Below are 18,072 nucleotides of genomic sequence, written 5' to 3' on the forward strand. Positions count from 1 at the left end.
GTTTATAGGTATTGGAATGCTTTTGAATGCGTGCAATGAGGGTAGTGATAAGGCAAGCGCAAAGGCTTCTAATCAGTTGGAGGCAATTAAAGCAAAGGGTGTTTTGGTTGTAGGTGTTAAGAAAGATACTCCTAATTTTGCGTTACTCAATCATAAAACCAAACAAATAGAAGGTTTTGAAGTTGATATCGCGAAATTGCTTGCAAAAGAAGTATTGGGTGATGAAAATAAAATAAAATTAGAGCCAGTAACAGCAAAAACAAGAGGACCATTACTTGATAATGGGACGCTCGATGTGGTGATTGCGACTTTTACTATTACAGAAGAGAGAAAAAAGACTTATAATTTTTCGGATTCTTACTATAAAGATCCAATCGGATTTCTCGTGTTAAAAGAAAATAACTTTACTGATTTTGAAAGTTTAGATGGCAAAGTAATTGGTGTTGCACAAGCCGCTACTACCAATCAAGTTGTAAGCAACGCGGCGCAGAATATGGGTATTAAAGTAACAATTAGAGAGTTTCCAGATTATCCATCTCTAAAAAGTGCTCTTGATTCTAAACGAATTGATGCCTTTGCTGTCGATAAGTCAATCTTGCGAGGTTATTTAGATAATAACAATATGATTTTGGATGATAGTTTAAATCCGCAAGAGTACGGTATCGTAACAAGAAAAAATGATACAGAATGGAGCAATTATGTGAATAATTTTGTTAAGAATCATCGTGAAGAAATTGATTCTTTGGCAGTTAAATGGAATTTAAAATAAGATTCTTTTGATTGGGAGATTCTTGTGGATAATTCGCCTTTTGCATTGTGGAGATGGGTGGATACCTTTAACCATATTCATCTTTTTATACAGGGTTTTTCATTAACTTTGCTTATTTCCGTGTTGGCATTAAGCATTTCGATTATTTTAGGTGTCGTCCATGCTTTGATGGCAACAAGTAAAGTAACTATTTTGCATTTATGGGCAAGAGCTTATGTAGAATTTTTTCAGAATACTCCTTTGCTAATTAATCTCTTTTTTTTATATTATGTTTTACCGCAGATTCCTTATTTTGGCGTTACTCTTGATGTTTTTACAATAGGAATGATTGGTGTGGGAGTGTATCATGGTGCTTATATGAGTGAAGTTGTTCGTAGTGGAATCGAGTCTATTCCACGAGGGCAGTTTGAGGCAGCCGCTTCGCAGGGGTTTGGTTATATGCAAAGAATGTTTTATATTATTCTTCCTCAAACTATCCCCATTGTTTTACCACCGTCTGTAAATCAAGCAGTGAATCTCATTAAAAATACTTCTGTATTAGCAATTATTGCGGGGGCAGAGATTATGTATAATGCAGATTCTTATGCTCAATCTACATTGAACTATGCTCCAGCCTATGTGGTTGCTGGAGTATTTTATTTTTTTGTTTGTTATTGTTTGTCTATGATTATGAGAAGATATGAACAAAAATTAAAACATAAGTATTTTACAAGATAGAGATTATCATGAGTATCGAGAATCTATATGCACTATTACACGGTTTGTGGCTTACCATTGTTATGGCTTTTTTTGCAGCAAGCGGTGCTATCATTTTTGGGTCAATTTTAGCTGTTATGCGTAATTATTTTACGCATAGATGGCACAAGATTTTTGGATATTTTGCGGGAATATATATTGAAGTTTTTAGAAACACACCTTTATTATTGTGGATGTATGCAGCTTGTTTTGTGTTGCCTGTTGTGCTTGGAATCCCCGCAAATTATTCTGTGTTGGGAACAATAGGGTTATTTTTGTATACATCTTCTGTTATGGCAGAAATTATTCGTGGAGGATTAAACTCTATTCCACGAGGGCAGTTTGAGGCAGCCGCTTCGCAAGGATTTGGTTTTGTTTTTACACTCTGGTATATTATTCTTCCCCAGTGTTATCGTAAAGTTACGCCGACTATTCTTTCACAATGTGTTACTACCATAAAAGACACTTCTTTTCTTGCAGCATTAAATGTAGCAGAGCTTACAAATGTCTCTAAAGATATTTTAAGTAGACTTACGAGTTTTGATGAGATTGTTGCTGTTTTTATTACGGTTGCTGGGCTATATTTTATTGTCTGTTTTTCACTCTCTTGCATTGTTCGATTCTACTCTCATTATACGAGGATTAGGACTTCTTAAAGTTATTCTTTTTTTGTAGTAAAAATGTAGAGGGAATGTAAAGCAGCATTGCAGTAAATCCTAGATACCATAAAATAAAATTCATGTGTGTATGTACAAAAGAATGCGCTTTACCAAGTATAAACCAACTTAGAGCAGGAAGCGCGAAGACAAATAACATAGACGTTAAAAGATATTTTTCTTCTTGATTTTTCATTTGTACTAACAATGCAATACTTACAATGAGCAATACAGCAAAGCCATATTTTCCTGTTCCAGCTAAAAAACTTCCTTCCCAATAGAGATATTTGCCTATTACAGTAAAAATATTCGCATTTAATGACTGTGCATAAACCGGATCAAAAGCTTCGGCTTTGCCTCCTATCATTCTACGTAAAAAATCATGTTGATAGACGTCTTGCAATCCCAACCATATATTTCCCTCACCACGAATATAAATATGCCAAGTGAAAGCCAAGAAAAACCCTATAACACTTAACGTAAAAAGTATGATTGTATAGATATATGCGGATTTGATAGGGATTAATCGATAATTGTTGCTATAAATAGGGGGTGTTTTCCCATATTTATAGCGAGTTATCAGAGAAAATACTATGACAATCAGGAATGGACTAAGAGAGAATAGCACAATACTTGTGAGGTATTCATAACTGCATAGAGACTTCATGCAAATTGCTAAGGAGTAACCTATACAACAAAGAATAATGGGAATCTTACTTTTCATTCTACATATATATATGTAGAATGAAAATAGGGCAGGTAAAAACCACACAGAAATGCTCCAATAAAGATTGTTGCCAAAATTTGTAACCCATCCAGAAAGGAACATTGAAGCAAAAAAGAGTATTCCAAAAAGCTTTCCGAAAATCTTCATCAATAATATACTAATCAACACAATCGACAATGCGCTCATTAATGAATTTATCATACGCAAAACATCGAGATTTTCCAAATGCAACATTTTGTATGTCCATGCCCATACAAAGCCTTGTATACCAATAGCTGATTTATATGGGTGAAAAGATTCTGGTGGAATATGTGTTTCTAGCATTCTCAATGTTCCGTTGCCATAATTGTCTTTGATTCCTTTGGCAGATACAAATCCCAATCCGTAACCTTCTGTATCAAAGTGATATTTTTGGGCTAGGATAGTTGCTGGAATATGACTTTCTACATCTTTACCGAATCTGGCAAACCAATTCTTTCCTGCAATACGAAAAGCATTGTTGTAAAAACTTGCACTCATTGCCAATACACACAAAATAAGAAGAATAATTTGTAATGTTTTACGTTCTGAAATGATCTTTGAGAGATTTTGTAAGAAATCAATACATTTTTCCATCTTTTTCCTTTATAAATTATTAGGCATTGAGCATAAGCAACAGCCTTTTGGGATAGCTCAATTCGTCAACTAATGTTTTATGCTGCTTGCCTCCATTGCCAAAACGCTGCTTTTACCGATTCATAAAAATTGAGCCCTTTGATTCATTGCGTAGCAAAGTCAGACTCACATTGTTATTGTTTGCTGCTTTCTTGGTAATCATAGTCCGTATTAATATGCCATAAATCACATTCTTTCCCTAGAATCTTATCTGCACACATAAGTCCCATTAATATGCTATGATCTTGATTGTTGTATTTAAAGCTGCCATTCCTTCCTATGAAGTAGAGATTCTTAAATTCATCAAGTGCTTTGTAGATTTTGTGTAAATTTTCTTTATAGCCTCGCTCATAGACGGGATAGCTTTTATGAATTTTAAGAATCTTTGTACGTTTTATAAGAGATTCATTGGCTACAAGTTGAGAATCTAACAAATCTTTTTTGGCAATTTGTGTAAGTTCGCTATCGCTAAGATTCCATAATTCTTCATTATCATTGGCCCAATATTCAAGGCACAAAATAGTTTCCGTTTTACCGCATTTGAGGTCTTCAGTCCAATTGGCAAAATTGGTAATTCGTCCTGTATGCGTGTTTTTGCTATGCACATAAATCCAATTATCTTTAAATAAACTAGATTCTTGAATCTTATTTTGCGTATCGGCAATGGGGCAATATATTTCTACATAAACTAAAATAGTGTTACGGAAATGCAATTGTTTAGCGAGATTCTTAGTGTTGCTATCTAATTCCCCTAAAGAAATAACCATATCATTAAAAGGTGCACTTGAGATAATAATATCGCCTTCAAAATTCCCTTTGTCTGTAATAACTCCCGAAGCTTTTTTATTTGTTGTTGTAATGCCTAACACTTGTGTTTGTAGGAGGATTTTCCCTCCGTGTGCAATAATGTCTTCTGCCATGTTTTGATAAACTACGCCACAGCCCTTTTTGGGATAGCTAAATTCGTCAACTAATGTTTTATGCTGCTTGCCTCCATTGCCAAGGAACGCTGCTTTTACCGCTTCATAGAGATTGAGCCCTTTGATTCGTTGCGCAGCAAAATCAGAATCAAGTTCACTGCATTTTATACCCCAAAGTTTTTCGGTATATGATTTGAAAAAAATACTATATAGTCTATAACCAAAGGCATTTGCTACCCATGATTCAAAACTATTGCCTTGGAATGGTTTGAGTTTTGCTCGAATATAACTAAGTACACAGAGAATAGATTCTATGATACCAAGCTTAAAAAGTGCATCAAAGCCCCGTAAGGGATAATAGAAGAATTTATGATTATAAAAAATTCGCGTAAGACGCGATACTTTTTCGTATTCATTGCGGGTATGATTATGCCAAAAGTCATTCAATCTTTTGTCTTTGCTAAAAAAGCGATGCGGTCCAATATCAACAATTTGCTCAAACAGATTAAGACTTTTGCTCATACCGCCAACTTTCGAATCAGATTCAAAAATGATAATTTCATAACCGTTTTCACTTAAAATTCTTCCTGCGCTAAGTCCAGCAGGACCTGCGCCGATAATCAAGACTTTTTTCATGATTATTCCTTGTATATAGGTTTTCTCAAATTCGCTTTAGTAAAACTGAAATGCTTATGTCCTAAGAAATTCAAGATAAAGCCAGCACCAACACCGCTAATATGTGCGAGAAATTCAATAGCAGTAGAATCCAATGAGAAATGTTTATTTTGCGTGAAAGAGCTAGAAGATTCCAAGAAAGATAAGATAGAAGGCAGATAATGCTGTAATAGTGAGAGACTAAACACACTAACATAGAGTGCTACTACGAGCCCAATCAAAGCAACAAGGCTAAATTTCCAAAAGGTAATTTTCCAATTGTACCCTTCAGCATATTGCGATGGAAAGATAAAAATGCTACTTAGAGAAAAATTCACAAAGTGCCCAATGATATAAGCAATAACAACGCTAAGCCAGAAACTCATAAAGAAATTCAAGAAATATCTCGACATCAAATTCGCGAATAATGCAAGTAAAGAGACAAAGAAATATCCTATGAATTGTTTTATTGCTGCATAATTTTTAGTAGATTGTCCAAAAGGATTTTTGAGCGATTCGTTAAGAATCTTTTTAGATTCTATCGAGTGTGATGTGTTATCCGTTGTGGTATGTGGCAGTTTGTTTTGATGATTCTGAATAATTCTGGTTTTTTTTGAATCGGCTGTCTGATTATTAGAGTGAATTGCAGTGTTGTCTGCAATGTGATTAGTATCTCGCATTGCTGTGCCATCTTAATGCGGATTTTATAATTGTTTGTAGGTTTTCGAATTGCGGATTCCATTGCAAGATTTTTCGCGCCTTTGTGCTATCACCAATCAGTATGCTAGGGTCCCCGTCTCGTCTAGGTTCTATGGTATAGGTAATGTTTTGGTTTGTGAGCGTGCTAGCGCATTCTATTATCTCAAAGACAGAAAACCCCCTTCCATTACTAAGATTGAAACTATCGCAATTACCGCCATTTTGCAAATAATGGTATGCTAGAATATGGGCGCTTGCTAAATCGTCGACATGAATATAGTCGCGAATACATGAGCCATCGGTTGTTCCATAATCATCACCAAAAACACCAAAAGATTCTCTCTTTCCAAGTGCAGTTTGGATAACTAAAGGAATAATATGTGTTTCAGGAGTATGGCTTTCACCAATATCAAAAAGCATGCTTGCTCCTGCGGCATTAAAGTAACGTAAAATGACATATTGCAATCCATAAGCGCGGGAAAAATCTTTTAACATTTGTTCAACTACAAGTTTTGAATATCCGTAAGGATTAATAGGGTTTTGAGGATGTGATTCTGTAATCGGTAGATAGATAGGATGACCATAAGTTGCGCAAGTAGAGCTAAAAATGATTTTTTTACAATTGTATTCTTGCATTGTCTCTAAGAGAGTGACCGTATTGGCAATGTTGTTGCGATAATATTTTGCAGGATTGTAGACACTTTCCCCTACATAGGCGAATGCAGCAAAATGGATTACAGCAGCAATGTTATAGGTACGAAAAATAGCCTTGAGGGAGTTTTTATCATTTAGGCTAGCTTGAATAAAAATCGTACTTTGATTGGGCGCGCTAGCAATGTCATTGCCAATTGGGCTTCTGTGTGAATCTGGATTGTTCGTTGTAGTGTTGGAAAGAAGATTGGCTTTATGTAAGAATTGTATTATTGCATGATTTTGTTGGATATTTTGCTGTGTTGAAAGATGTATTGTGTCGGTTGTATTACTTGTACAAGAGTCTTGCCCCCCCCCCCCCGTTTATTGCTTTGTTTAACAGAATCTATTGGTAAATTTAAAAAAGAGAAATTCAATGATTCTTTATGTCCATAAATGAGATTGTCAAGTACAATAGTTTTACTGTCCAGTGTATTAAGGAGAGCGTTGGTGTGTGAACCGATATAACCTGCACCACCTGTGATAAGAATATAAGAATCGGTAAGAGACATGTGTTGCAAGCCTTGCTGTTTAATGAAAATTCAAGTTTTGAGATTATATCAAATTTTGCAAATATTTCTTAATAAATAAGGAATGGAATCTTGAGTAAGACATAAAAAAGCCGTGAAAGAATATAATAAGATTCTGAAGCGAAAGTATCTAGTTTTAGCGTTAATTTCAATGAAAATAATAACGTGTTTGCCTTTATTCTTGTATAAATATGGAGATATTATAAGCAAAAGATGTTGTCTGCTTACGAAAACTATAAGCTCCATGCTCTTATATAAGGGAAGCGAATTGATATTTAGGCTGATACTATTTGCCAACAATGAGATTCTTCAATAAGATTCTTATGAATCTATGGTTATTGATGTAATTTATCTATGATTCTTAATTTAGTAACATAGTAAGTTAGGATTAATAAAGGATAACTATGCAAAATATTCAAAACACTACAAAAGACATTATCAATATGGAAACCACACAGACAATTACCGATAGTGCTCTTACTAGTCGTGTTATGTCAGACAATAAACCCATTTCACACGTTGCACAAACCATACAACCACAGACGCAAAGCATTATTCCCGTTCTTACTCTAGCGGGTAGTGATTGCAGTGGAGGGGCTGGGATTCAAGCGGATTTAAAAACCTTTAATGCACATAAGCTTTTTGGTATGAGTGTGATTCTAAGCGTAGTAGCAGAGAATACGTCTCGAGTAATTTCTAGCTATGATGTCCCTACACAATCTATTAGCGAACAAATGGAGGCGATTTTTGAAGATATTCCACCTTATGCTACGAAGATAGGAATGCTTGGCTCGAATGCTATTATTGATTGTGTTGCAGAGAATCTTGCATTTTATAAGCCACAAAATGTTGTTGTTGATCCTGTGATGTTTGCCAAGAATGGCTTCCCCTTGATGCCCAAAGACTGCAGAATAGCCTTTAAACGACGTATATTGCAGTTGAGTGATGTGCTGACACCAAATATTCCTGAAGCGCAGGAATTATGCGGTTTTACAATCAACGATAAAGAAGATATGCAAAAGGCTGCCTTATGCCTCTATGAAATGGGCGCAAAAGCGGTTTTGCTTAAAGGCGGACATAGTCAAGCAAATGCAGATGATGTTTTCTACAACGGCACATTTCATATTTTAGAATCTCCTAAGATTGCTACCAAAAACACACATGGCACAGGCTGCACATTAAGCTCCGCTATTGCCGCCAATCTTGCGCTTGGGTGTGATACTCTGTATGCTGTTAAAAAAGCAAAAGAATACGTATTTCATGCTATTTTATATTCATTGCAGCTTGGCAAGGGAAATGGTCCAACCAATCATTTTTTTAGATTCTAATTTTATATTCTATTTACCGCGTCTCTTTATGTGGTTTTATAGAAATATCTGTTGCGAAAAGTTATTTGTCCGCACCATTATTGGGGGTAATGATGGTCTCGGGTGTAATGTTAGTTGCATGGTAGACGAAGCTTTGGTAATGCCTTGCATAGTATTTGATAATCATTTGTTGCATGAAATGCTGTATAGACGGAGAGAACCATGCGTTGTTACTGCCTACAAGGATATGTTTCGCTCCAGTTTGGTAAGGCAAGGGCAGTGTTGCTTCATAGCAATTTGCTATTGTAATAGTGTGATTATCCCAAGTCAAACTAAGTGGTTTTTCTCCCGTATTAAATCCAAACGTAATATTGAATCGTTCTAGTAAGCCAGCAAGGTATTGTTGAAAAGGCAATGTTTCTCCAAAAGGCACAAGCACTACTTTGTCTGCCACAGCCGCTACTCCTTGTGTAAAAATATAATAGCTATTATAGAATCCTTCTTGTGTGTTGATGGGATTAATAAACTCTTCACTTGGAAATTGCTTATCGTGATTTTTTATTGTTGACAAGTCGAGGATGAAGGAATCTTGCCTCTTGGTATTTAATGTGATACCAAAAAGCAACTTGGAACGTGTTGTTTCCGTCCATGGTGTTTGCAAAGAATGTGAAGAATATTGTGTAATATTTTGATTAGCGATTGCGCTTTCTTTGGAATCTTGCAGTCGTATTCCTCCTGCATAAATGATAATCTCTCGACTTTTTGCCAAGAGAGCATTAAAGATTTCCTTGTTGTGATTAAGGCTAAAAGGAAAGCTCGTTTCAGGTAGCAATATCATTTTGTAGCCCTCATGTATTGCTTTGGTAATTTGTGTCATATTGTCCTGAATGATTGTTGCTTGATTGTCTTGTAGCCATCGATAATCTTGCGCATAGTTAGTTTGAACAATTTTGAGGATTTTGTTTGTAGTGAAATAATCTTGCATGCTATTGAAGTTATAATCGTAGCTGGCTATTGCAAGGAAGATTCCACAATAAGCAATTTTAGTTTTGCACATTATTAAAGATAGGCAAATGGCAAGACAGGTTAATCCCATTAAGGAAGGAATGAAGATTGTATATGAACTAAAGAATACAAGATTGAGCCAATTGAATCCAAAAGGATGAATAATACTTAGTGCTAGTACGGCAAGGATGCGAAAGAATAAAGCTTGAAAATAGAGTAGCAGACTAAATAAGATTGCATAAACAAGCCCTATGCAGATCACAAGCAAAGGTATAAATTCAGACGCGTCTTCAAAACGTAAGCTAAGCGACATCCAATAGAATCCAAAAACACCAATGAAAAAGCCAAGATAGAATCGATATTGTCGTGGCAGAAACAGCAAAATACTAATGCTTATAGGGTAGGAGAGGCTTACGCAAAGATAAGGATTCTTATGCAAAATATGCAAGAGTATTATGCCAATAGTAAGACAAGAAAGAATGATAAGAGGCATTTGCAAATGTGATGCTAACTTGTTAAAGAGAAAAAGCTGTTTGAATAATAATCGTCGAGGGACAATAGGCTGCGATGTTGCTGTGTAGTAAAGCAATACAACACTTATACTACTTATTATGATGAGTATATTTCCCCAAAACCCTAGGAGTTCTATTAGCATAAAACTCCAGAGTGGCAACCAAAAAATCAGCGCCGCAATGATGGCTGGGTATGCGAGTTTGCCTTGCGTATTGAGTAATCGCTTAAGAGAATCAAGAAACGATTGGTTGTGAAAACTTTTGTTTTGCTTATGTGAATTCGCGGCATTCATTTGAGGGAAATTAGGATGTAAATTATGCTTTGTATTACTCTGCAAGGTTTGCAACGTTATTGTTTGTAGTGTTGTCTTCTCTTGTAGAAAAATATAACTTTGTGTTTTGCATAGGAAAAACCATTTTTGGAAAAACTGCCACATTCTTTGCTCTCAATTAGGATTCTATAAGTTATCCCCAAAAGAATTTTCTTAAGGGCTTAGGAATAAATTTCTTCGTTTTGTCGCGTATTCGCAGTATTTCTTGATAATGTATATAAGCCATTCGTTCGTTGTGTTCTTTTTTCGCATGTTGTGAGAAAAGAATTTTTTTCGGATTGCTGGATTCGAAAATATTGCTAAAGAAGTTCAAAATTCTCTCCCTTACTATATATATATATATATATATATATATATATATATATCAGAATTAGAAAATTCAGAAAACATGTCGTCATCTAAGGAAAAATCAGAATTATCAATATTTGTGAAAGTGTCTTGTTGTGAATTTTTTAATGTTTGTTCTAAGTCAAGGAATGCTGGTTCTTTTAGCATGGCGAAATAGGCATTATCGTCATTATCAATACGTTTAATTTCTTCTAGTAGGTCTGCGAAGTTTTCAAAATCATGCGCATTAATAAAGGCACGTGGATTAAAGACAAATCGATTTGTAGCATATTGTTTATCGCACAAGCTCCAATCTCCCCAATAAATCGGTACGCAACCATTCGCATAACTTTGGATAATCTTTTCTGTTACATACCCTAAATAAGAGGAATTTTCTGGGCATAAGTTAAATTTATAGGCAGGTAGCCACTCTGCTTTAGGTGATGAAAAATCGCTATATCTGTCGCCAATACAAAATCCTATGTTATTTAGCCATTGTCCCCCTGAATCTACTTTTTTATATTGACAAATTGCCTTGAAGAGTTGTTCTCTATAAGGATCACCATGAGGATTGCTTGCGAGGAAACTACAAAATTTTTGTTTGGATTCCATGAATTGTTGCGCTCGAGAATGTTTTGTTGCTGCAAGAAGTAAGTCTCTTGTATAGAGCATGAATAAAGGCAAATGTAAATGTCTGTCTCCAAATTCTAAGAAATCGAAGTCTATACCATAATCTGCTATATTCCAATCTGTCCTTACATTTTCGCCTGTATAAAAAATGCGCACACATTCGTATTGCAAATGTTTTTTCCCAAATGAACCATAGAGCAAGAAATCTGGTTTGTCGGAATAGTTGATGTGATATTTTTTGCTTAAGATTTTGACAAAATAGTTTTTGTAAAAATTTTCCTCGTTTTCTTCATCATCCCAATCTACTATGCGCATAGCAATAGCTTTTTTCATAGTATCCCTTAGACGTGGTAATTAAGGCATTATTATAACATAGCTTGGGTTGATTAAGGAGCTATATCATTGGTTCTATTTTTATGACTATTTTGGGAATCAATTGTGAGCTGGCTGTATGGAATCTTTGCTAAGCTTTTGTTTTTCTAATTCTATTTCTAATGCTTGTTCTAATAATTGCGTGTATTGATTGCAGGCTGTTTGTTCTCCTGCTCGACACTCTTTGCTAAGAGTATCGAGTTTTTTTTCTAGTTTTTCTTGGTGTTTATTTGCGCTTTGTTGTATAGTGTAGTATTGCAAAGTGAAGATTGAGATTGCAGCAATTGGAATAAGAAAAATATCTGCACGGCGAAATTTGAATTTTAAAAATCTCATTATTTCTCCTTAAGAAAACCGATATAAATTCTAACATACTACAATGATTTTTTGAAAATCTTGATAGAATCTTATCGCAAATTTTCTCTGAAGATTTGTATGCAATCTTCAAACAGAAATAAGGAAAAATATGCAGGATAATTTAGAGACAACCATTCCTTCAAATATTTTTGAGATTTTTATTCAAGAATGTCTTCAAGAAAAAAACAAACACACTAGCAACACACCATTACATGCGCTTATTGTTAAGGCACAATACGCTCTTGCGCAAAGCTCCCCTTTGAGTGCTAATACTAAAAAGATTCTTAAAGGATTGCTCAACGATAGTAATACACCCATGAAAGTGGCAATTATAGGGCAATTTAGTAGTGGAAAAAGCACATTTTTAAACGCCCTTTTAGGTTCAGAGATTCTGCCTAGTGGTATCACACCTGTTACGGCAAAAGTTTGTGAGATTGTCTATGGAGAAGAAACTACTTTAGAAATTCACTATAAAAATGGCATGATAATTCATAGGCATCCAGAATATCTCAAGCAAATAGATTCTATTGAAAACGCAAAGATTAGCTTTTATAGGTTGTTTGTGCCATTGGATTTATTGCGAGAAATCACTTTTTTAGATACCCCGGGGTTTAATTCACAAAATGAAAGCGATACTAATACAACAAACGCTTTATTAGAAGAGGTTGATGGCATTATTTGGTTAAGTCTCATCGATAATGTAGGGAAGAATACTGAGAAAGAGATTCTACAAAAATATATTCAAAAGTATGCGAGCAAAAGCCTTTGCGTATTGAATCAAAAAGACAGGTTAAAAAATGCCGATGAAATTAACACAAGTCTAGCTTATGCTAAAAGGGTATTTGGTGATTTCTTTGAGACAATTATTGCTATTTCTGCAAAGCAGGCGATAGATTCTCTCAAAATGCAATCTGACACTCAATCCGCGCAAAAACTCTTTGAAGATTCCAATATAAAGGCTGTGTTAGATTTTATTACAACATGTATTAAGCCCCAATCTATCTATGCAAAAGAATATAGAATCTTACGTAACTTACGCATGCTTCTTGTTATAGAGAAAAAGAAAATTCATCGGAGCAATCAAGCGTTTATCGCATTAACAAAGAAATTAGGAATCTACATTGAACAAGTGCGCTTTCACGCATTGCAAAGCGGACTTGAAAAGAAGTTTCAACGTCTTTTTAATGCCTTTGAATTACATTTAGATTCTTTAGCGCAAGAGATTTTTAATAGTTTTGAACTCAAGGAAATTATTATTGTACGTGAGAGTAAAAGTAGATTGGGGTTTAAAAAAGTAGTAAAACAGACAAAAAATATGAGCTGTATTCCAAAGGATAGGTTAATTACTCGACTTTGTAGCGATGAAAATGAGTTTATGCGCAAATTTAAAAAGTTGGGCTTTGAGATTAGTGAATTTGGTAAGAGTTTTGAGGAATTTATACAATCTGAAACAAAGGAACTTTATGCGCAAATAGAGGAATGGCGCACGCATTCTTTGCGGTTATTGCAATTTGGTTGCGATGATGATAATAGTGATTTGGCATTAGGGCGAATGATATTAGACAAAAGATTCTGGGTAGAAACATTGGAATGTGAGATTTTGAATGATTATAGAATAAATGCTTTACATTGCATTCATTTTTTACAAGATGAATTGTCTTTTTTGCAGAAGATTCTTAATATGGATTTTTGCAACATGATAGCTTTAACACTAGAAAAACTGCATTTTGAAGTACAGAACGCTCTTGCAAAGCACCGTAGCGCACCAGATTCTTTGCCACTGTATAATCCTACGTTAGAAAATGTTCGTATTTTTATTAATAGCGGGATTCATTACGGATTATTTCAAGAAAAACTTAGCCTCAATTTTTCATTATACAAAAAAGCATTATGGAATCTTTCCGAAGAACTTACAAGGCTGCATCAAGACAAAAAAGAGCTGCTTACTTTGTGGATACAGAATAATAATGACAAACAAAATATTTTGCAGAATTGCACTCGTGATATTTTGTCATATCTGCAAAGTTTACAAAGATAAATTAGCAATGATTTATATTCTTGTTTTGACAGTTTTCTTAACAAGCTATTAAAAGCAGATTGGGCAGTGTAGATTTGTTGTTGCATTATTGGTGCTCTTAAGTTTAGATATAATATCTTTAGGCTAATAAAGATTTGCGCTTACAATTATTGAGGAAGAATTATGGTTATTTATGCGTTGATTGTTTATGCGTTGATGAGTGTAGCTATTGTGCTTTCTTGTGTTACTTTTTATAAGCCGTCATTTTACTTTTATAGCCCATTATTAAAAATTGCTTTTAGTTGTGGCATTTTTGCGCTTTGTTTATTCCCTCTTTCTTTCAGTATTTCTTCGTTTTTTTATGTTTTTTTTGATATTCCAAGTTTTTCTATTCTTATTCTTTCTATTGTAAGTATCGTGCGGTTTTTCTTACCAAGCATTCGTTTAATGATAGGCTATCGCGGTTTTATAGCACTGTTTGCTGCATGGTTTTTTTTATCATTAAATTCTTTAGATATTTGGGTTTGCGGATATGTGGGCTTAAGTGATGAGATATTGGTTGCGACGTGGATTATTGCGCTTATTTATTGTATTGATAGGTTATGTGCAGTGATGCTTTTAATTGCATGTATGTTGTGGTTATTGTTTCCTAATATGACAGATATTTATGATGGGTTGTTTGATCCAATTGTTGCTATTTTTGGCTTTTGTATGCAAACTATTTCTCCGAGCAAAGCTGTGTTTATGAAATTTTCTAGGGTATAAATATTAAAGGATAACTATGCACGAATATTCTCTTGTTGCTTCGCTTATTGAGCTTGTATTGCAAGAATTGGATAGACATAATGCGGATTTTGTAAGTAAAATCATTGTCAGTGTAGGAGAGAGGGCGAATATAGAAAAGACGCTTCTTATAAGTGCTTTTGATATATTAAAAACGGAATATAAATCATTATCTGAATGTAAAATTGATATAATTACAGAGCAACTTTTACTTGAATGTAGGGATTGTCAAAAGTCTTTTCATAGTCTCAATGATCCTAATTGTCCTTTTTGCAACAGTAAAGATACTATTATTATTAGTGGCAGAGAAATAAAGCTAGAAAAATTGGAATTGGAGATTTTATAAAGGAGTATTTTTGAAAGAAGATGAAAGAGAAGTCTTAGCACATATTATTCAAAATATTGATGAACAAGAAATTTTTTTAGAATTTGTTGCAAAAGCGGAGGCAATTAAGGAATCTTGGCAAATTGTCAAGATATTTGAAAATAAGAAAAAAGAATTTGCAGAACGTTTGCGCGAATACAATTTGCTTATTAAAGACAAAGAAAAACAACTCAAGATTCTTACTGCGGAAATTACCGATGCCAATAATCTCTTAAAAGATGCTCATAAAGAACTCGATGAGGTACAATCAAGATTAGATTATGTTCGCACAAATGCAAAGATTGTTACAAAAACCAATCAACAACTTACATTCCAGTGTCAAGAAGAGGAAGATGTTGAGAACATTTTAGATTTTGATGGAATCATAGGGGATTTCCAGCCTGTAACTGCAGTAAGCGTGCATGTAAAAAACGGGGCAACGGCTATGGCAAGGGCTGCGCAAATCATCTATGATTCTACTCTTTATGTAGCTTATCAAAAGGCTAGCAATAGGCTTTTACAATTGAAAGAATATGTTACAAAGTTAGAGCTTACAAATAAAAAACTTGCTGTGGAGTTGCGCGATTTGTTTGAGGAAGATAGCTTCAAAGAGATGCTGAATTCTTATGAACAAATGCTTCCACATGCGAAATATGATGAGAACAGAGAATTAGAAAATACGATTTCTTTCAATCCGATACCCAAAAAATCTCATACTAATTTGCAACAAGATTCTATACAATATTCTTTTTTGGGAGATTCCCCTACATCATTTCCGTATGATTCGGCAGTAAGGCAGTCTAATAACCAATTTAATGCACAACATCAGCAACAAGACTATGCTTTAAGCGATTCGACTTTTAAGACAAAGAATCTTCATCTTGATTCACTTGACTTCAATCGAAAGGCTCAGAAAAAAGAACAAACAGTTGAGCAAATTTTCAGTAAACTCAATGAAATATTAACAGAAGATGGTATGAGCATACAAAAACAAGAAGCCATTAAGGAAGCTTTAAGGAATGTCAAATGAAACAGCAAATGAGAATCTTTGTGAGTGCATTAGAGCCTAGCTCTAACCTGCATTTAAAGAGACTTGCTGCTATATTACCTAAGCATTGTGAGCTTATGGGCGTTTGTGATTCCGAAATTGGCAACGCTTTGTTTCTCCCTAGCGATTTTTCTGTGATGGGATTTAGCGATGTCGCACAAAAAATATTATTTTTACAAAATGCGCTGAAGATTCTAAGTATTGAGGCAAGTTTGTGCGATCAAGTTTTGCTTATGGATAGTTCTTCTTTTAATATTCGTTTAGCAAAGCTGATTAGGAAGCATAATCCGCAAATCCCTATTATGTATTATATTCTTCCACAGGTCTGGGCTTGGAAACCTTGGCGTGCCAAAGAAATAGAATCTCTTTGCGATAAGCTTGCTTCAGTCTGGCGTTTTGAGCTTCCTTATTATCGACGAAAGGCTCGTTATGTCGGGCATCCATTGCTTGATATTTATAAAGACAATGAGGACTTTAGCAATAAAGATTCTAATATCTTTGTTTTTATGCCAGGTAGTCGCAAGACAGAAATTAAACAGCTTATTTATGAATATAAAATCCTTGCAAAAAAGCTCTTTGCCTTGAAACCGGATGCGGTACTTCGACTTATTGTTCCCCCTCAATTTAAAGGTGCAACGATAATGAAGCATTATGGAAATATAGACGACTTTGAATTATGCTACGACACAAAGGAGGGATTGAAGGGCGCATGTTTTGCATTCATTTGCTCTGGTACCGCCACTCTTGAGGCAAGTCTTATGCAGATTCCCTTTGTGCTTGTTTATAAAGCAAGATGGTTGGATTATATTATTGCTCGTATGTTTGTGCAGCTTAATTTCATCGGTTTAGCAAATATTATTTATCAAGCAATGCTCGTTGAGCAGGGCAAACAAAGTGAAAAAGTAGGGTTAGGAAGCGAATGGCTACATGAAGAATTAATACAGTGGGATTGTTGCGCAGATAACATGTTACAGGCTTATCAACGTTTTGATTATGAAAAATATTATAATGGAATTCGAGAATTACGTAATTATCTGGGACATGGAAGTGCAAAAAATGTTGCTGAATGGTTGTTAGAGAATGAATATTCCATACAAAAAAATTAGAATCTAAAGCCAGAATAAATATATTTTCATATAGTTGAAAAAAATTTATAGGTTCTTGTAGCATTGTTATTGTCGGTGGTGATAGTAACAAGCATATTAGGAAATCCTAAACTTGCTAATTGTGTCGCAATTTCCTTATTTCCCCATTCGATAAAATGTATCCCTTCTTTGCTTAGGGATTCAAGAAATTCATATTGTATTGCAGAATATTCTTTGAGATATAAATCATAATGATAAATGCAGGGAATCTGTTTAACATGCAATAACAAATCTTGATGATAAGATTCTTTATTATTGGTTTTTAGAGGTTTTTGCGGATAGTTTTGATTGCTATCAAGCGAATACTCTTGAATGAAACTAAAGCTAGGGGAATTTACACATTGTATGCCTAATGTTTGCGCATAATGTGCCACCAAAAATGTCTTGCCTGCGCCAATTTCTCCTTCAAGTAGAAATATATGTATCCCCATTTTTTGATAGTTTAGTAGAGAATCTATAACGGCTACCAAGTTACATTCGTCTGTTGTGATTGTTGACAATTCTTGCATAATGCCCTTTCTATTTTGGTTAGTCAATCATACTCGAGCTCTTGAAAACGTGCATTATGAATAGAATATTACTTTAATAATGTTTCTTAAAAAGTTACATTTTTTTACAGAGTCATTTATATTTCAAGAATATTCTATAATTTACTGAAAAAATATTCAATTTTAAGCTTTATTTAAGAAAATATTGTATAACTTGTTATTAAATTTTAGGATAGATAATTCTAAAATTTATATTATTTGATTCTTAATTATATTGAAATATATTACTTTTAGTAGTTATTGTCTTTCATAAAACAATAAGAATTGGTATTATATGTTTTAATATAATTT

General features: G+C 34.3%; 19 protein-coding genes. 9 read left to right on the plus strand and 10 right to left on the minus strand.

Annotated features, from left to right (window positions below; genetic code table 11):
* Positions 1-16 precede the first annotated feature (16 nt).
* The 3 genes from CQA66_RS06225 to CQA66_RS06235 are packed head-to-tail and all read left to right on the plus strand — an operon-like array spanning position 17 to position 2,160.
* Positions 17-769: a transporter substrate-binding domain-containing protein gene (locus CQA66_RS06225; RefSeq protein ID WP_199770438.1), complete on the plus strand. Its 753-nt coding sequence runs from the start codon at positions 17-19 to the stop codon at positions 767-769.
* A gap of 18 nt (positions 770-787) precedes the next feature.
* On the plus strand, positions 788-1,486 hold the full coding sequence (locus CQA66_RS06230) for an amino acid ABC transporter permease (protein ID WP_411698904.1): 699 nt from the start codon (positions 788-790) through the stop codon (positions 1,484-1,486).
* Positions 1,483-2,160 carry an amino acid ABC transporter permease gene (locus CQA66_RS06235; RefSeq protein WP_104763769.1) on the plus strand — a complete coding sequence of 226 codons (678 nt, stop codon included), beginning with the start codon at positions 1,483-1,485 and terminating at the stop codon, positions 2,158-2,160. Before CQA66_RS06230 ends, CQA66_RS06235 begins: the two co-directional genes overlap by 4 nt.
* Here CQA66_RS06235 and CQA66_RS06240 read toward each other — a convergent pair.
* The 5 genes from CQA66_RS06240 to CQA66_RS06260 all read right to left on the minus strand — a co-directional run bounded on the left by CQA66_RS06240 (position 2,147) and on the right by CQA66_RS06260 (position 7,016).
* Positions 2,147-3,502, minus strand: a complete 1,356-nt coding sequence (locus tag CQA66_RS06240) for a hypothetical protein (RefSeq protein ID WP_104763768.1) — start codon at positions 3,500-3,502, stop codon at positions 2,147-2,149. The genes CQA66_RS06235 and CQA66_RS06240 overlap by 14 nt on opposite strands.
* Before the next feature lie 173 nt (positions 3,503-3,675).
* Positions 3,676-5,097, minus strand: coding sequence for an FAD-dependent oxidoreductase (locus CQA66_RS06245; RefSeq protein WP_104763767.1), 1,422 nt, complete (start codon positions 5,095-5,097; stop codon positions 3,676-3,678).
* 2 nt (positions 5,098-5,099) lie between these two features.
* Entirely contained in the window at positions 5,100-5,795 is a 696-nt protein-coding gene (locus tag CQA66_RS06250; RefSeq protein ID WP_104763766.1) for a GtrA family protein, read from the minus strand.
* A complete protein-coding gene (gene galE / locus CQA66_RS06255) occupies positions 5,782-6,780 on the minus strand; it encodes a UDP-glucose 4-epimerase GalE (protein ID WP_115582569.1) in 999 nt (332 codons plus the stop codon). The genes CQA66_RS06250 and galE overlap by 14 nt, the downstream gene beginning before the upstream one ends.
* Positions 6,735-7,016 carry an NAD-dependent epimerase/dehydratase family protein gene (locus tag CQA66_RS06260; protein WP_115582570.1) on the minus strand — a complete coding sequence of 94 codons (282 nt, stop codon included), beginning with the start codon at positions 7,014-7,016 and terminating at the stop codon, positions 6,735-6,737. Before CQA66_RS06260 ends, galE begins: the two co-directional genes overlap by 46 nt.
* A gap of 548 nt (positions 7,017-7,564) precedes the next feature.
* Between CQA66_RS06260 and thiD the strand changes: the two genes are divergently transcribed.
* Positions 7,565-8,362, plus strand: a complete 798-nt coding sequence (gene thiD, locus CQA66_RS06265) for a bifunctional hydroxymethylpyrimidine kinase/phosphomethylpyrimidine kinase (protein WP_411698902.1) — start codon at positions 7,565-7,567, stop codon at positions 8,360-8,362.
* Between the two features lie 61 nt (positions 8,363-8,423).
* Here thiD and CQA66_RS06270 read toward each other — a convergent pair whose 3' ends face one another.
* From CQA66_RS06270 to CQA66_RS06285, 4 genes are all read right to left on the minus strand, one after another.
* Positions 8,424-10,295, minus strand: a complete 1,872-nt coding sequence (locus CQA66_RS06270; protein WP_104763764.1) for a hypothetical protein — start codon at positions 10,293-10,295, stop codon at positions 8,424-8,426.
* Positions 10,296-10,323: 28 nt separating this feature from the next.
* Complete coding sequence (locus CQA66_RS06275) at positions 10,324-10,503, minus strand: hypothetical protein (protein ID WP_115582571.1); 180 nt, start codon at positions 10,501-10,503, stop codon at positions 10,324-10,326.
* Between the two features lie 14 nt (positions 10,504-10,517).
* Positions 10,518-11,480: a glycosyltransferase family 10 domain-containing protein gene (locus CQA66_RS06280; protein ID WP_115582572.1), complete on the minus strand. Its 963-nt coding sequence runs from the start codon at positions 11,478-11,480 to the stop codon at positions 10,518-10,520.
* 99 nt (positions 11,481-11,579) lie between these two features.
* The gene (locus CQA66_RS06285) at positions 11,580-11,855 is read right to left on the minus strand and encodes a hypothetical protein (RefSeq protein WP_104763288.1); all 276 of its coding nucleotides are present in this window, start codon (positions 11,853-11,855) and stop codon (positions 11,580-11,582) included.
* 130 nt (positions 11,856-11,985) lie between these two features.
* Here CQA66_RS06285 and CQA66_RS06290 point away from each other — a divergent pair, with 130 nt between their 5' ends.
* From CQA66_RS06290 to lpxB, 5 genes are all read left to right on the plus strand, one after another.
* Complete coding sequence (locus tag CQA66_RS06290; protein ID WP_104763289.1) at positions 11,986-13,914, plus strand: dynamin family protein; 1,929 nt, start codon at positions 11,986-11,988, stop codon at positions 13,912-13,914.
* A gap of 162 nt (positions 13,915-14,076) precedes the next feature.
* Positions 14,077-14,658, plus strand: a complete 582-nt coding sequence (locus CQA66_RS06295; RefSeq protein ID WP_104763290.1) for a hypothetical protein — start codon at positions 14,077-14,079, stop codon at positions 14,656-14,658.
* Positions 14,659-14,674: 16 nt separating this feature from the next.
* Entirely contained in the window at positions 14,675-15,022 is a 348-nt protein-coding gene (locus CQA66_RS06300) for a hydrogenase maturation nickel metallochaperone HypA/HybF (protein ID WP_104763291.1), read from the plus strand.
* Positions 15,023-15,032: 10 nt separating this feature from the next.
* Positions 15,033-16,070 carry a nickel-binding protein Mua gene (gene mua / locus CQA66_RS06305; RefSeq protein ID WP_104763292.1) on the plus strand — a complete coding sequence of 346 codons (1,038 nt, stop codon included), beginning with the start codon at positions 15,033-15,035 and terminating at the stop codon, positions 16,068-16,070.
* Positions 16,067-17,194 carry a lipid-A-disaccharide synthase gene (lpxB, locus tag CQA66_RS06310; RefSeq protein ID WP_233707757.1) on the plus strand — a complete coding sequence of 376 codons (1,128 nt, stop codon included), beginning with the start codon at positions 16,067-16,069 and terminating at the stop codon, positions 17,192-17,194. Before mua ends, lpxB begins: the two co-directional genes overlap by 4 nt.
* Before the next feature lie 26 nt (positions 17,195-17,220).
* On the opposite strand, the gene CQA66_RS06315 is transcribed toward lpxB, so the two are convergent.
* Positions 17,221-17,742, minus strand: coding sequence for a tRNA (adenosine(37)-N6)-threonylcarbamoyltransferase complex ATPase subunit type 1 TsaE (locus CQA66_RS06315; RefSeq protein ID WP_104763293.1), 522 nt, complete (start codon positions 17,740-17,742; stop codon positions 17,221-17,223).
* Positions 17,743-18,072: the final 330 nt, after the last annotated feature.

Source organism: Helicobacter aurati (genome assembly GCF_003364265.1).
Lineage (GTDB): Bacteria > Campylobacterota > Campylobacteria > Campylobacterales > Helicobacteraceae > Helicobacter_A > Helicobacter_A aurati.

Coding starts and splice junctions, on each gene's coding strand:
- CQA66_RS06225 (WP_199770438.1), top strand. CDS start 17: ATGCTTTTGAATGCGTGCAATGAGGGTAGTGATAAGGCAAGCGCAAAG.
- CQA66_RS06240 (WP_104763768.1), bottom strand. CDS start 3,502: ATGGAAAAATGTATTGATTTCTTACAAAATCTCTCAAAGATCATTTCA.
- CQA66_RS06245 (WP_104763767.1), bottom strand. CDS start 5,097: ATGAAAAAAGTCTTGATTATCGGCGCAGGTCCTGCTGGACTTAGCGCA.
- CQA66_RS06250 (WP_104763766.1), bottom strand. CDS start 5,795: ATGCGAGATACTAATCACATTGCAGACAACACTGCAATTCACTCTAAT.
- CQA66_RS06260 (WP_115582570.1), bottom strand. CDS start 7,016: ATGTCTCTTACCGATTCTTATATTCTTATCACAGGTGGTGCAGGTTAT.
- CQA66_RS06270 (WP_104763764.1), bottom strand. CDS start 10,295: ATGTGGCAGTTTTTCCAAAAATGGTTTTTCCTATGCAAAACACAAAGT.
- CQA66_RS06280 (WP_115582572.1), bottom strand. CDS start 11,480: ATGAAAAAAGCTATTGCTATGCGCATAGTAGATTGGGATGATGAAGAA.
- CQA66_RS06285 (WP_104763288.1), bottom strand. CDS start 11,855: ATGAGATTTTTAAAATTCAAATTTCGCCGTGCAGATATTTTTCTTATT.
- CQA66_RS06290 (WP_104763289.1), top strand. CDS start 11,986: ATGCAGGATAATTTAGAGACAACCATTCCTTCAAATATTTTTGAGATT.
- CQA66_RS06295 (WP_104763290.1), top strand. CDS start 14,077: ATGGTTATTTATGCGTTGATTGTTTATGCGTTGATGAGTGTAGCTATT.
- CQA66_RS06300 (WP_104763291.1), top strand. CDS start 14,675: ATGCACGAATATTCTCTTGTTGCTTCGCTTATTGAGCTTGTATTGCAA.
- lpxB (WP_233707757.1), top strand. CDS start 16,067: ATGAAACAGCAAATGAGAATCTTTGTGAGTGCATTAGAGCCTAGCTCT.
- CQA66_RS06315 (WP_104763293.1), bottom strand. CDS start 17,742: ATGCAAGAATTGTCAACAATCACAACAGACGAATGTAACTTGGTAGCC.